This is a genomic window from Microbacterium sp. NPDC077391 (assembly GCF_040686955.1).
Taxonomy (GTDB): domain Bacteria; phylum Actinomycetota; class Actinomycetes; order Actinomycetales; family Microbacteriaceae; genus Microbacterium; species Microbacterium commune.
Genome location: NZ_JBFBMI010000005.1, coordinates 25,213 through 38,191, shown reverse-complemented (window position 1 = coordinate 38,191; position 12,979 = coordinate 25,213). Strand labels below are relative to the sequence as shown.

Annotated in this window: 15 protein-coding genes; 12 read left to right on the top strand and 3 right to left on the bottom strand. The window is 70.6% G+C overall.

Translation table 11 applies throughout. From position 1 onward, the window contains the following. Nucleotides 1-6 precede the first annotated feature (6 nt). Both AB0O65_RS12675 and metE read left to right on the top strand, forming a co-directional pair. Nucleotides 7-957 carry a methylenetetrahydrofolate reductase gene (locus AB0O65_RS12675; protein WP_313480434.1) on the top strand — a complete coding sequence of 317 codons (951 nt, stop codon included), beginning with the start codon at nucleotides 7-9 and terminating at the stop codon, nucleotides 955-957. Continuing rightward, on the top strand, nucleotides 954-3,266 hold the full coding sequence (gene metE / locus AB0O65_RS12670; protein ID WP_363385581.1) for a 5-methyltetrahydropteroyltriglutamate--homocysteine S-methyltransferase: 2,313 nt from the start codon (nucleotides 954-956) through the stop codon (nucleotides 3,264-3,266). Before AB0O65_RS12675 ends, metE begins: the two co-directional genes overlap by 4 nt. Nucleotides 3,267-3,336: 70 nt before the next feature. Here the strand turns inward: metE and lexA are convergent, their stop codons facing one another. Continuing rightward, a complete protein-coding gene (lexA, locus tag AB0O65_RS12665) occupies nucleotides 3,337-4,023 on the bottom strand; it encodes a transcriptional repressor LexA (protein ID WP_071643610.1) in 687 nt (228 codons plus the stop codon). A gap of 305 nt (nucleotides 4,024-4,328) precedes the next feature. Between lexA and AB0O65_RS12660 the strand changes: the two genes are divergently transcribed. Genes AB0O65_RS12660 through hisH form a run of 4 tightly spaced genes read left to right on the top strand, consistent with a single transcriptional unit; the run spans nucleotide 4,329 to nucleotide 7,086 of the window. After that, nucleotides 4,329-4,721, top strand: a complete 393-nt coding sequence (locus tag AB0O65_RS12660; RefSeq protein ID WP_363385578.1) for a LysM peptidoglycan-binding domain-containing protein — start codon at nucleotides 4,329-4,331, stop codon at nucleotides 4,719-4,721. Nucleotides 4,722-4,775: 54 nt separating this feature from the next. Next, nucleotides 4,776-5,858, top strand: coding sequence for a histidinol-phosphate transaminase (locus AB0O65_RS12655; RefSeq protein WP_256221094.1), 1,083 nt, complete (start codon nucleotides 4,776-4,778; stop codon nucleotides 5,856-5,858). Then, nucleotides 5,855-6,457 (top strand): imidazoleglycerol-phosphate dehydratase HisB, encoded by a 603-nt coding sequence (gene hisB / locus AB0O65_RS12650; RefSeq protein ID WP_071643613.1) that lies wholly within the window; start codon nucleotides 5,855-5,857, stop codon nucleotides 6,455-6,457. Before AB0O65_RS12655 ends, hisB begins: the two co-directional genes overlap by 4 nt. Then, nucleotides 6,454-7,086 carry an imidazole glycerol phosphate synthase subunit HisH gene (gene hisH, locus AB0O65_RS12645; RefSeq protein ID WP_363385574.1) on the top strand — a complete coding sequence of 211 codons (633 nt, stop codon included), beginning with the start codon at nucleotides 6,454-6,456 and terminating at the stop codon, nucleotides 7,084-7,086. The genes hisB and hisH overlap by 4 nt, the downstream gene beginning before the upstream one ends. A gap of 60 nt (nucleotides 7,087-7,146) precedes the next feature. Here hisH and AB0O65_RS12640 read toward each other — a convergent pair whose 3' ends face one another. Next, on the bottom strand, nucleotides 7,147-8,319 hold the full coding sequence (locus AB0O65_RS12640) for an AAA family ATPase (protein WP_191713213.1): 1,173 nt from the start codon (nucleotides 8,317-8,319) through the stop codon (nucleotides 7,147-7,149). A 197-nt stretch (nucleotides 8,320-8,516) separates the two neighbouring features. On the opposite strand from AB0O65_RS12640, the gene priA reads away from it, so the two are divergent. Beyond that, nucleotides 8,517-9,263, top strand: a complete 747-nt coding sequence (priA, locus tag AB0O65_RS12635) for a bifunctional 1-(5-phosphoribosyl)-5-((5-phosphoribosylamino)methylideneamino)imidazole-4-carboxamide isomerase/phosphoribosylanthranilate isomerase PriA (RefSeq protein WP_071643615.1) — start codon at nucleotides 8,517-8,519, stop codon at nucleotides 9,261-9,263. Next, a complete protein-coding gene (locus AB0O65_RS12630) occupies nucleotides 9,247-10,044 on the top strand; it encodes an SseB family protein (protein ID WP_363385569.1) in 798 nt (265 codons plus the stop codon). Before priA ends, AB0O65_RS12630 begins: the two co-directional genes overlap by 17 nt. Before the next feature lie 9 nt (nucleotides 10,045-10,053). Here AB0O65_RS12630 and AB0O65_RS12625 read toward each other — a convergent pair whose 3' ends face one another. Then, nucleotides 10,054-10,485, bottom strand: coding sequence for a DUF1844 domain-containing protein (locus AB0O65_RS12625; protein ID WP_191713215.1), 432 nt, complete (start codon nucleotides 10,483-10,485; stop codon nucleotides 10,054-10,056). A 199-nt stretch (nucleotides 10,486-10,684) separates the two neighbouring features. Here AB0O65_RS12625 and infC point away from each other — a divergent pair, with 199 nt between their 5' ends. The 4 genes from infC to AB0O65_RS12605 all read left to right on the top strand — a co-directional run bounded on the left by infC (nucleotide 10,685) and on the right by AB0O65_RS12605 (nucleotide 12,878). Continuing rightward, nucleotides 10,685-11,308 carry a translation initiation factor IF-3 gene (infC, locus tag AB0O65_RS12620; RefSeq protein ID WP_071643618.1) on the top strand — a complete coding sequence of 208 codons (624 nt, stop codon included), beginning with the start codon at nucleotides 10,685-10,687 and terminating at the stop codon, nucleotides 11,306-11,308. A gap of 74 nt (nucleotides 11,309-11,382) precedes the next feature. Next, nucleotides 11,383-11,577, top strand: coding sequence for a 50S ribosomal protein L35 (gene rpmI / locus AB0O65_RS12615; protein WP_071643619.1), 195 nt, complete (start codon nucleotides 11,383-11,385; stop codon nucleotides 11,575-11,577). Nucleotides 11,578-11,608: 31 nt separating this feature from the next. Next, nucleotides 11,609-11,995, top strand: a complete 387-nt coding sequence (gene rplT / locus AB0O65_RS12610; RefSeq protein ID WP_071643620.1) for a 50S ribosomal protein L20 — start codon at nucleotides 11,609-11,611, stop codon at nucleotides 11,993-11,995. Nucleotides 11,996-12,071: 76 nt separating this feature from the next. Then, nucleotides 12,072-12,878 (top strand): RNA methyltransferase, encoded by an 807-nt coding sequence (locus AB0O65_RS12605; RefSeq protein WP_071643621.1) that lies wholly within the window; start codon nucleotides 12,072-12,074, stop codon nucleotides 12,876-12,878. Nucleotides 12,879-12,979 lie beyond the last annotated feature (101 nt).

Below are 12,979 nucleotides of genomic sequence, written 5' to 3'. Positions count from 1 at the left end.
ACCGCCGTGAGCAGCATCCCGTTCTCCTTCGAGCTGTATCCGCCGCGCACCGCCGAGAGCACCAGGGCGCTGCATGACACGATCGACCGGCTCGCCGAGGCGGGACCTGACTTCATCTCGGTCACCTACGGCGCGGGCGGCTCGACCGGCGGTCGCTCGCTCGAGGTGCTGCGATACATCCGCGCGCACACCGACACCGAGCCGCTCGCGCACCTCACGTGTGTGGGCAACACCTATGCGGGTGCCGCCCGTCTGATCCGCGAGTTCCTGGATGCCGGCGTGCTCAGCTTCCTCGCGCTGCGCGGCGACCCGCCCGCGGGTCAGAGCGAGGACGACGTGTTCCTCGGCGACCTCGAGAGCTCGGCTCAACTCGTGCAGCTGATCGACCGCGTGCAGGCGGAGCGGGCCCCGTACGAGGAGTCCCCGGTGCGCGGCAACCCCGGCGCCGTGCGCGTCGCGCCGCGCCGTCGGGTGAACATCGCCGTCGCCGCCTTCCCCAACGGCCACCCGCGCTCGGCGTACAGCAGCCAGCACGTCGACGCGCTGCTCGCGAAGCAGGCGGCCGGGGCGACGGTCGCGATCACGCAGCTGTTCTTCCACCCCGATCACTATCTCGCGTTCGTCGAACGCGCCCGCCGCGCCGGGGTGGCGATCCCGATCCTCCCCGGCATCATGCCGATCACCTCGCCCGCGCGTCTGGCGCGGGTGCTCGAGCTGACCGGCGAGGAGCTTCCGAGCGAGCTCGCCATCGAGCTCGAGGTCGAGCCGACCACCGAGGGGCGCCGCCGGATCGGCATCCGCTGGGCCGCCGACCTGATCCGCGCCGTCGTCGACGGCGGCGCGCCCGGTGTGCACCTGTACGCGTTCAACCAGCACGAGACCGTGCTCGACGTCCTCCGCCTCGCCGGGATCATCCCGCAGCGCCAGCTCTCCGCAGCATCGAAAGGAACACCATGACCGCTTTCCCCGCAGGGACGATCCTCGGCTACCCGCGCATCGGCCGGCGCCGCGAGCTGAAGAAGGCCGTCGAGTCCTTCTGGGCGGGCCGCTCCGACCAGACGGCTCTCGAGCGCACGGCCGCCGAGCTGCGCGCCACGACGCGTGCGCGTCTCGCCGAACTCGGTCTCGGCCGTGATGACTCGTCGATCCCCGAGTCGTTCTCGTTCTACGACCAGGTGCTCGACGCCGCCGTCACCGTGGGTGCGATCCCGACGCGCTTCGACGACCTCCGTGACGCCGACGGCAGCATCGGACTCGGCGCCTACTTCACCGTCGCCCGAGGCGAGGGCGATCGCGCACCGCTCGAGATGACCAAGTGGTTTGACTCGAACTACCACTACCTCGTCCCCGAGATCGGCCCCGAGACGGTCTTCTCCCTCGCCAGCGAGCACCTCGTGCAGCAGGTCGCGGAGGCCGCGGCCGCCGGATACGTCACCCGCCCGGTGGTCGTCGGACCGGTCACCCTGCTCGCCCTGGCGAAGGCGTCGGATGACGCGCCCGAGGGCTTCGATCCGCTCAGCCGCCTCGAGGACGTGCTGCCGGTCTACGCCGAGCTGCTCGCCAAGCTGAAGGCAGCCGGCGCCGCGTGGGTGCAGCTCGACGAGCCGGCGCTGGTGAGCGAGTCGCTGCCGGTCGGCACCGCCGCGCTCGCCGACGCCGCCGCCCGCGCCCTCGCCGTGCTCGGCGGCGCCGGCGAGCGACCGCAGATCTTCGTGGCCGCGCCCTACGCCGCTCTCGGCACGACGCTCGACGTGCTGGCGACCGCACCCGTCGAGGCCATCGGCATCGACCTGGTCCGCGGCGAGGTGCCCGCAGCGCTCCCCGCGCTCGAGGGCAAGACCCTCGTCGGCGGCGTCATCGACGGACACAACATCTGGCGCGGCGACCTCGACGCGGCGTTCGCGAAGCTCGAGGCGCTGCGCGACCTCGGGGCGTCCCACATCTCGGCGTCCACCTCGACCTCGCTGCTGCACGTGCCGCACGACGTCGACGACGAGACGGCGCTGGACCCGCGTCTCGTCTCCTGGCTCGCCTTCGCCGACCAGAAGGTCGGCCAGGTCGTCACCCTCGCCGAAGGACTGGCCCAGGGGCGGGATGCCATCACCGACGCGCTGGATGCCGCGTCCGCGGCCCTCGCCGACCGGCATGACGCACCCGGCGTGCGCGACGGAGCCGTGCGCGGCCATGAGGTCGCCGAGACGGAGTTCTCGCGCGTCTCGTATGCCGAGCGCGAGAGCGCGCAGCAGGCGCTGAACCTGCCGGCGCTGCCGCTGACGACGATCGGCTCGTTCCCGCAGACCGGCGACATCCGCAGGGCTCGTGCGCAGTTCCTGCGCGGCGAGCTGCCCGCCGACGACTACGACGACTTCCTGCGCCGCGAGATCGACCAGGTCGTCGCCCTGCAGGAGGAGCTGGGCCTCGACGTGCTCGTGCACGGCGAGCCGGAGCGCAACGACATGGTGCAGTACTTCGCCGAGCACCTCGACGGGTCCGCCGTCACCCAGCACGGGTGGGTGCAGTCGTACGGCTCGCGCGCCACCCGGCCCTCGATCCTCTGGGGAGACGTGTCGCGCCCTGCGCCGATCACCGTCTCGTGGGCGTCGTACGCGCAGTCGCTGAGCGCGAAGCCGGTCAAGGGCATGCTCACCGGCCCCGTGACGATCCTGGCCTGGTCGTTCGTGCGCGACGACCAGCCGCTCGGCGAGACGGCCAACCAGGTCGCGCTCGCCCTGCGCGACGAGATCACCGACCTCGAGGCCGCCGGAATCGCGATCATCCAGGTCGACGAGCCGGCGCTGCGCGAGCTGCTGCCGCTGAAGGCGGCCGATCAGGCGGACTACCTCGACTGGTCGGTGCGCTCGTTCCGGCTCGCGACCGGCGGCGCCGCCGCCGGAACGCAGATCCACACGCACCTCTGCTACTCGGAGTTCGGTGTCGTGATCGACGCGATCCGCGCCCTCGACGCCGACGTCACCTCGATCGAGGCCGCCCGCAGCCGCATGGAGGTCGTCGCCGACATCGCGCGATTCGGCTTCGACCACGGTGTCGGCCCCGGCGTCTACGACATCCACTCGCCGCGTGTGCCCAGCGTCGAGGAGATCGAGGCGCTGCTGCGTCGCGCCGTCGACGAGCTGCCGCTGCGCCAGCTGTGGGTGAACCCCGACTGCGGCCTGAAGACCCGTGCGTACGAGGAGACGGTGGAGTCGCTGCGCAACATCGTCGAGGCGACCAGGCGCGTCCGCGAGGACGTCGCCGTCACCGTCTGAGCACCGCCCACGACGAAGAGGCGCCACTTCCCGACCGGGAAGGGGCGCCTCTTCGTTCGCGAGGGCTCGCTCAGACCGAGCGCAGCACCGCCACGACCTTTCCGAGCACGACCGCCTCGTCGCCGAGGATGGGCTCGAAAGCCGAGTTGCGCGGCAGCAGCCAGGTGTGTCCGTCTCGGCGGCGGAAGGTCTTCACCGTCGCCTCCCCGTCGATCATGGCGGCGACGATCTCGCCGTTCTCGGCGTTGTTCTGCGTGCGCACGACCACCCAGTCGCCGTCGCAGATCGCCGCATCGATCATCGACTCTCCGTTGACCTTCAGCATGAACAGGTCGCCCTTGCCGACGAGCTGCCTCGGCAGCGGGAAGATCTCCTCCACCTGCTGGTCTGCCGTGATCGGCACGCCGGCGGCGATCTGACCGACGAGCGGCACCAGCGCGGCATCGCCGACAGACGGCGCGGTGTCTGCCGGGTTCTCGGCTCCGCTGCCGGGCAGATCGATCAGCACCTCCATGGCGCGGGTCTTGCCCGGGTCGCGGCGGAGGTAGCCGCTCAGCTCGAGCTGTCCGAGCTGGTGGGTGACGCTCGAGAGCGACTTCAGCCCCACCGCGTCGCCGATCTCGCGCATGCTCGGCGGGTAGCCGTGACGGGCGATCGAGCTCTGGATCACCTCGAGGATCGCCATCTGCTTGGGGCTCAGGCTCTTGCGGCGCCGCGTGCGGGGAGCCTCGGCTGCGGTCTCGGGGTTGTCGCTCATGGGTGCTCCTTCATGCCCTCACACGGTGCAGATCCGCGTCTTCGCGGGGATGCGGTTCGAATGTCGGTGGCCCATGGTGGGCTGACTTCATCGAAACCGTATCCGAGTTCGCTCGGAAAACGGAAGATCTGTTCGAGCGTGTCGCAGAACCGCGGGCGCTGTATTCGAAGAATTCTTGACAGATGTTCGATATCGAAGATAGATTCGGAACGTAGCTTCGGATCCGGCATCCCCGGCCGGATGCCGGATGCGAAAGCTGCACCACTTCCGCCCGATGGGCGGAGGAGAGCGAAGAGGAGCATCGCATGAGCACCATCAGCATCCAGGCCCCCCTGACCGCGTCGGTCACGGCCGCTGCCCGGCGTTCTGTCCCGACCCGGCTGCGCCTCACCGTGCGTGGTCGTCGTCTGCTCGCCACCCTCGCCGCCGCGCCGGTCATCGCCGGCATCGCGGTCTCTCTGCTGGCCGGCGGCTCCGCCATCGCGTCCGGCCAGAGCGCACCCGTCGCGTTCGAGACGGTGACGGTGCTGCCCGGTGACACCCTCTGGTCGATCGCCGCTGAGGCCGCTCCCGGCTCCGACCCGCGCGAGGTCATCGATGCCATCAGGCGTCTCAACAACCTCCCCTCCGGCATGATCCAGGCCGGTGCGTCGATCGCGATCCCGACCGCCTACTCCGAGACCGCGCCCGCCGAGTGAGAGTGCGCCGTCATCCGAGGCGGTGGGTGCGATGCGCGGCCTACGATGGAGCATGTGACCTCCCTCGATGAGCTGCCCCTCCGCGACGATCTGCGCGGGCTCACGCCGTACGGCGCCCCGCAGGCGCCGCTTCCCGTCGCTCTGAACGTCAACGAGAACACGCATCCGGTTCCCGACGAGGTCGCCAGCGACATCCTCGACGACGTCGCCCTCGCCCTGCGCGATGTCAACCGCTACCCGGACCGCGAGTTCACCGCGCTGCGGGAAGGGTTCGCCGAGTACCTCGGTCACGGTCTCACGGCCGAGCAGATCTGGGCGGGCAACGGCTCGAACGAGGTGCTGCAGCACATCATGCAGGCCTTCGCCGGCCCCGGCCGCACGGCGTTCGGGTTCGCACCCACCTACTCGATGTACCCGCTGATCACGCAGGGCACCGGCGCACGGTGGGTCGCCGGCACGCGCCACGACGACTTCACCATCGACCCCGACGATGCCGCCAGGCAGGTCGCCGAGGCCGACCCGGACGTCATCCTGCTGTGCACCCCGAACAACCCGACCGGCACGCCGCTGGGACTCGACGTCATCGAGGCCGTCTATGAGGCGGCCCGCGGTGTCGTGGTCGTCGACGAGGCGTATCAGGAGTTCGCCCCGCACGACGCGCCCTCCGCGCTGAGCCTGCTGCACGGTCGCCCGCGTCTCGCGGTGTCGCGCACGATGAGCAAGGCCTTCGCCTTCGCCGGTGCTCGGGTCGGGTACCTGGCCGCCGATCCGGCGTTCATCGACGCGCTGCGGCTCGTGCGCCTGCCGTACCACCTCAGCGCCCTCACGCAGGCCGCCGCCGTGGCGGCGCTGCGCAACTCCGCCACCATGCTGCGCATGGTCGATGAGATCGTCGAGCAGCGCGAGCGCATCTCGGCCACGCTCGAGGCCCTCGGGTACCGGCCGCACGCCTCGTGGTCGAACTTCGTCCTGTTCGGCGGGGTGGACGACCCCCAGGCCCTGTGGCGCGCACTGTACGACCGCGGAGTGCTCATCCGCGATGTCGGCATCCCGCATCACCTCCGGGTCTCCGCAGGCACCGAGGCCGAGACCACCGCATTCCTGGAAGCCCTCGCGTCGATTGGACCGTCAGCATGACCGAACGCACCGCCCGCCGCACCCGCAGCACCTCCGAGTCGACCGTCGAGGTCGTCGTCGACCTCGACGGCACCGGTCGCAGCGACATCGACACGAGCGTGCCGTTCTTCGACCACATGCTGACGGCCTTCGCCAAGCACTCGCTCACCGACCTCACCGTGCGCGCTACGGGAGACACGCACATCGACGCGCATCACACCGTCGAGGACATCTCGATCGTGCTCGGCCAGGCGATCCGCGAGGCACTGGGCGACAAGGCGGGCATCTCGCGCTACGGCGACGCCATGGTGCCTCTCGACGAGGCTCTCGCCCAGGCCGTGGTCGACATCTCCGGCCGCCCGTTCCTCGTGCACGACGGAGAGCCGGCCGGCTTCGAGTTCCACCTCATCGGCGGGCACTTCACCGGATCGCTCGTGCGCCACGTGTTCGAGGCGATCACCTTCAACGCCGGGCTCACCGTGCACGTGCGCGTGATCGGCGGACGCGACCCGCATCACATCGCCGAGGCCGAGTTCAAGGCATTCGCCCGTGCGTTCCGTCAGGCCAAGGCGCTCGACCCGCTCGTCGAGGGCATCCCCTCGACCAAGGGTGCGCTGTGACCACGCGCCGCGTCGTCGTCTTCGACTACGAGTCGGGCAACGTGCACTCGGCCGTCAAGGCGCTGGCCGCCGCGGGCGCCGAGGTGGAGCTCACTCGCGATCGCGGCAGAGCGCTGGAGGCAGACGGCCTGCTCGTGCCCGGCGTCGGGGCCTTCGCCGCCGTGCGCGAGGCGCTGGTCGCACACGGCGGTGACGAGATCATCGACCGTCGCCTGGCCGGTGGGCGCCCGGTGCTCGGCATCTGCGTCGGCATGCAGGTGATGTTCGAAGGCGGTGTCGAGCGCGGGCACCCCGCCGAGGGCCTGGGGGAGTGGCCGGGCACGGTCGCCGAGCTGCACGCCCCGGTGCTGCCGCACATGGGCTGGAACACCGTGGAGCCGGGGGAGGGCAGTGTGCTCTTCCGCGGCATCGAGCACGAGCGCTTCTACTTCCTGCACTCGTACGCCGCCACGTCGTGGGAGCTCGACGTCATCCCGCCGTTCCCGCAGCCCGCCGTGACGTGGGCGACCCACGGGGAGCGCTTCATCGCCGCGGTCGAGAACGGCCCGCTCTCCGCAACGCAGTTCCACCCCGAGAAGTCGGGACAGGCCGGCATCCGGCTGCTGCGCAACTGGGTCGAGTCGCTCTAGCGTCCGACGCGACCCGGAGCCCCGCACGGAGACCCGTGCGGGTGGTCCCGGTACGGGTGGTCAGAGGCCCCGCGCGACGGCTGCTCCCGCCGCCAGCCAGGCGGTCTGGGAGGCCGGGGCGAGGGCGCCGAGGCGCAGGTGGCCGTCGACCATCTCGTGATCGAACGGAATCGCGACCACCTCCCGTGCCAGGTCGCGGTAGCCGGTGACGACCTGGTCGACATCGGCCGGGGTCGCCTTGGGGTCCGCCTGAGTGACGACGACCACCGACTGACGGGCGAGCCGGGCGGATCGCTCGTCGCGGTCCTCGAGAGCCTCGAGCAGCAGCGCACCCGCCTCGGCGTGGTCGTCGCGCGTCGTGGTCGCCACGACGATCTGGTCGGCGTGGTCGATCATGCGCAGCCACATCGGGTCGGATTCGTCGTTCCCGGAGTCGATGATGATCAGCCGGTAGTACTTCGCCGCCACGGCGTGGATCGCGTCGATGTCTGCGGAGCGCAGCCGGTTCTCCTGAGCGAGCCGCATCGGCTTCGAGCGCAGCACGTCGTACTTCTCCCGCGCCTGGTGGTGCACGAAATGCGCGAGATCCGCCGACTGCGCGCCCGCGCCCAGCAGCCGATCGGCCTCGGGGAGCAGCTCGAACAGCGTGCGGTCGTGCGGGCCGGTGTCGGTGCGCCAGCCCAGGGTGCCGCGGGTCTGGTTGTTGTCCCAGGCGAGCACACCCGCGCCTCCGAAGCGCGCGAAGACGGCAGAGAGCAGCACGGTGGTCGGGGTCTTGCCCGCGCCGCCCTTGCCGTTCACCACGGCGATCGTGCGCGGGCCCGGCCAGTGCTGACTGACGAGCAGCTCGTCTTCGCGCACCGCGCGCTCTGCGGCACCGGGGGCGAGCGAGAATCCGATCCGGTTCAGCATGCCGCGCGCGCCGGTCCTGGCGGGCTCCTCGCGTCGCTCCTGCTGCAGGAACGACGGTCGCTCACGCTGCTCGCGCCGCGAGACGGGAGATGCGGGCGGGGTCGTCGGGAGTGCCGGCGCTGCGGGCGCGGATTCCGGTGCCGGAGCGGGCGCGGACGCGGCGGCGGACCCGCGATGATAGCGCGGTGCCTCGACCGGACCGTCGGACGCGACCAGCGGGACCTCGGACACCATCGACTCGGGCTCGGGTGCGGAACGCCGCGCAGCGCTCGTCCGCCGGCGCAGCGGACCTGCGCCGCTGTCGTTGTGCGCGTCGGCCATGCCTCGCGTCCCTTCGTGTCGATGTGCGCACAGGCGGGGCTGCCCGGCCGGTGCGCCTCCGATCGTACCGCCGGGGCCTGCGAGAACCCCACTTCACCGAGACGCCGGACGTCACGTCATTTGAGACGACCCCCCTGCCCGGCTACTCTGATCTCTCGTGCCCGCTCGGGCCGCACCCACCCCCTTCGAAGGACGACATGAACGACTTCGCACAGTCCCCCTCGCTGATCCTGCTGCCCGCGGTCGATGTGGCCGGCGGCAAGGCGGTGCGCCTGACGCAGGGCGAGGCCGGCACCGAGACGAGCTACGGCGACCCCGTCGACGCGGCCGGCGAGTTCGTCGACGCCGGTGCTCAGTGGATCCACCTCGTCGACCTCGATGCGGCGTTCGGCCGCGGCAGCAACACCGCGATCCTGCGCAAGGTCATCAAGCAGTACCGCGGCGTGAGCATCGAGCTCTCCGGCGGCATCCGCGACGACGCGAGCCTCGACGCCGCGCTCGAGGCCGGTGCGACCCGCATCAACCTCGGCACGGCCGCCCTGGAGAACCCGGAGTGGTCGGCCGACGTCATCAGCCGATACGGCGAGGCGATCGCGGTCGGGCTCGACGTGCGCGGCACGACACTCGCCGCGCGCGGCTGGACGAAGGAGGGCGGTGACATCTGGGATGTGCTCGAGCGCCTCGAAGAGGCCGGCTGCAGCCGCTACGTCGTCACCGATGTCACGAAGGACGGCACCCTGCGCGGTCCGAACCTCGACCTGCTCCGCGAGATCACCTCGCGCACCCCGAAGCCGGTGATCGCGTCCGGCGGTGTCGCGACGCTCGACGACATCGCGGCGCTGCGTCAGCTCGTGCCCCTGGGCGTAGAGGGCGCGATCGTGGGCAAGGCGCTCTACGCCGGGAAGTTCACCCTCGCCGAGGCGCTGGATGTCGCCGGCGACTGACGACGCCGGCGACCACGGGCGCGGGAACCCGGGCGACTCGGCCGGCGTCCCGTGGGAGGGGCGGAGCTTCCAGGCGAACCCGCACGCCGCCGACGACGGCTCCGCCGACCCCGCCCTGCTCGCCGCCCTGCTGCGCTTCCGCGGCGGCTCGGGCTCGCAGGTCGAGGTGGTCGACGCCTTCCGCGATGCGCGCGTGCTCGTTCCCCTCATCGCCGAGAAGGGCGATGAGGGCGTGGGGCCGACCGGACTGACGGTCGACAAGACGCAGGAGCTCTCGATCGTCACGGTCGCCGCCCCCGACGGGCGTCGTGTGCAGCCGGTGTTCTCGTCGGTCGACACGATGCGCCGCTGGGACGCCGCAGCCCGGCCGATCCCCGTCGAGGCGATCCGCGTGGCGCTGTCGGCGTCGAGCGAGCAGACGGACCTCATCATTCTCGACCCGGCATCCGAGACCGAGTTCGTCATCCGTCGCCCGGCGGTCTGGGCGATCGCCCAGGCGCAGCGCTGGGAGCCGAGCCACCTGTCGCCGGAGGTGTTCACCGCTCTGCGGGAGAGCATCGCTCACGAGCTGGCGGTGATCGACGTGTCGGTCGCGGCGGGGGATCCGGATGCCCGGATGCGCGGCGCGGAACTCGTCGTCACCCTCGAGCTCGTCGACGGCCTGGAGCGCGAGACGCTGGACGCCGTGCTCGCGCGGCTCGCGCAGCGCTGGGCGGCCGATGACCGGATGGCCGTGCTGGTCGACTCGCTCACGGTGAAGCTGACGCGCTCCGCGGGCTGAGCGAGAAGCTCAGTTGACGGGGCCGGTCCACTTCTCGCCGGGTCCCTTGCCAATCGGGTCGGGGATCACGGACGCCTCGCGGAAGGCCAGCTGAAGCGAGCGCAGTCCGTCGCGCAGCGACCGGGCATGCATGTCGCTGATCTCGGGCGCTCCGGCGGTGATGAGGCCGGCGAGGGCGTTGATGAGCTTGCGCGCCTCGTCGAGGTCGGTCTGCTCCTCGGGGGAGTCCGCCAGGCCCACCTTCACGGCCGCGGCGCTCATCAGGTGCACGGCGGTCGTCGTGATCACCTCGACGGCGGGAACGTCCGCGATGTCGCGCGTCGCGGCGCTCGCGGCGTGCTCCTGCTGCTCCCAGCGATCGTGGCGGTCATCGTGGTGCTCAGCGGGAATCGTCACTTCGGGGTGCTTTCTGGTAGACTTCTGCGGGCTTCGGAGTGTCATGCTCCGATACGAAAGAGGATTCTGATCCCACCCGCGCTTGCCGTTCCAGGCTACCGGGTTCAGCACCCCGCCGGTTCCGGTGGAAAGGGTGTCACAAGCCGGTGTGTCTGACTGCACCGGCGGGTGGGGAGAACTCCGATTTCGCCCGAGATGCGACCTGCATCCCGGTGGCCGAGAACCCACGTCTTAGGAGCTCCGCATCAGCGATCCCCGTACCAATGAGCGCATCCGCGTCCCCGAGGTCCGCCTCGTCGGTCCCGCGGGTGAGCAGATCGGCGTTGTCCGCATCGAGGCAGCACTGCGTCTGGCCCAGGAGGCGGACCTCGACCTCGTCGAGGTGGCCCCCAACTCCAAGCCGCCCGTGGTCAAGATCATGGACTACGGCAAGTTCAAGTACGAGGCCGCGCAGAAGGCCAAGGAAGCGCGCCGCAACCAGGCGAACACCATCCTCAAAGAGGTCCGCTTCCGCCTGAAGATCGAGGCTCACGACTACACGACCAAGCTCAAGCGCGCCGAGGGCTTCCTCAAGGCCGGTGACAAGGTCAAGGCGATGATCCTGTTCCGCGGCCGCGAGCAGTCGCGTCCCGAGCAGGGCGTGCGTCTGCTGCGCAAGTTCGCCGAGGACGTCGCCGAGCTGGGCACCGTCGAGTCGAACCCCACCATCGACGGGCGCAACATGGTCATGGTCGTCGCCCCGCTGAAGAACAAGTCCGAGGCGAAGGCAGAGCAGAACGCCGTCCGCACCGCGAACAAGCAGGCCGCGCGCGACGCGAAGAACGGCCCGGGCACGGACTCCGAGGCGACCGACGAGTCCGAGGCGTAGCCCGCCCCCACAGCTCCCGCTTCCGAGCGGGTACCCACCGTCGCCCGCCAGGGCGCCACACGAAGGAAGAGAAGATGCCGAAGCAGAAGACCCACTCGGGTGCGAAGAAGCGCTTCAAGATCACCGGCAGCGGAAAGCTGAAGAAGCAGCAGGCCGGCATGCGCCACAACCTCGAGGTCAAGTCGAGCCGGCGCACCCGTCGCCTGAACCAGGACCAGGTCCTGTCCAAGGCAGACACCAAGGTCGCGAAGAAGCTTCTCGGTCGCTGACCGCGACGCCCGTACGAATAGGAATACGAAAATGGCAAGAGTCAAGCGCGCAGTCAACGCGCAGAAGAAGCGTCGCGTCATCCTCGAGCGCGCGTCCGGTTACCGTGGCCAGCGTTCGCGCCTGTACCGCAAGGCGAAGGAGCAGGTCACCCACTCGCTCGTCTACGCGTACCGCGACCGCCGCAAGCGCAAGGGCGACTTCCGTCGTCTGTGGATCCAGCGCATCAACGCCGCTGCCCGTCAGAACGGCATCACCTACAACCGCTTCATCCAGGGCCTCGGCCTCGCGGGTGTGCAGGTCGACCGCCGCATGCTGGCCGACCTGGCCGTGACCGACGCCGGCACCTTCACGGCACTCGTCGAGGTCGCGAAGAACGCTCTGCCCTCGGACGTCAACGCGCCGAAGGCCGCTGCCTGATCCGAGTGGTCTGCACGGGCGTCTCCCTCCGGGGAGGCGCCCGTTTCGCGTCTCCGCACCCCGGTAGACTGGCCGGGTGCTCGAGAACCCTCGCTCTCCCCGCGTCCGTGCCGTCGCCAAGCTGACCAAGCGCAGCGCCAGGGTCGAGACGGGACTCTTCCTGCTCGAGGGCCCGCAGTCGGTGCGCGAAGCGCTGCAGTACCTGCCGGACGCGATCGTCGAGCTGTTCGCGACTCCCACCGCGTGGGAGAAGCATGCCGACGTGCGCGCTCTCGCCGATGAGCGCGACGTCGAGGTCGAGTACGTCACCGAGGCGGTGCTCGCCGCCATGGCCGACACGGTGACCCCGCAGGGTCTGATCGCGGTCACACGCCAGACCCCGACGTCCGTGAAGGACATCTTCGCCGCCGAGCCGAAACTCATCGCGATCTGCGAGGAGGTCCGCGACCCCGGCAACCTCGGCACCATCATCCGCGCGGCGGACGCGGCAGGCGCGGATGCCGTGGTGCTCACCGGGCGCACCGTCGACCCGTACAACCCGAAGGTGGTGCGCTCGACGACCGGTTCTCTCTTCCACCTCCCCGTCTCCGTGGGGGGAGACCTCGACGATGTGATCCGCCGCGCCCACGCCGCGGGCATGAACGTCGTGGCCGCGGACGTGAAGGGCGACGACCTGCTCGCCGCGCGCGCCGACGGCGTGCTCGCGCAGCCCACCGCCTGGCTGTTCGGCAACGAGGCGCGCGGGCTGGATGACGATGCCCTCGCTCAGGCGGATCGGGCGCTGCGTCTGCCGATCTTCGGCCGCGCGGAATCGCTGAACCTGGCCACGGCCGCGAGCGTCTGCCTCTACGAGTCGGCGTTCGCGCAGCGCGCGGCCGACTGAGCTCCCGCCGGGCGATCTGGCCCGTGCGGGTCAGCCGAGACCCATCACGAATCGGTAAACCCGCGTGGGGTCTCCGCGACGGACGCGGCCTCTGGCCTAGT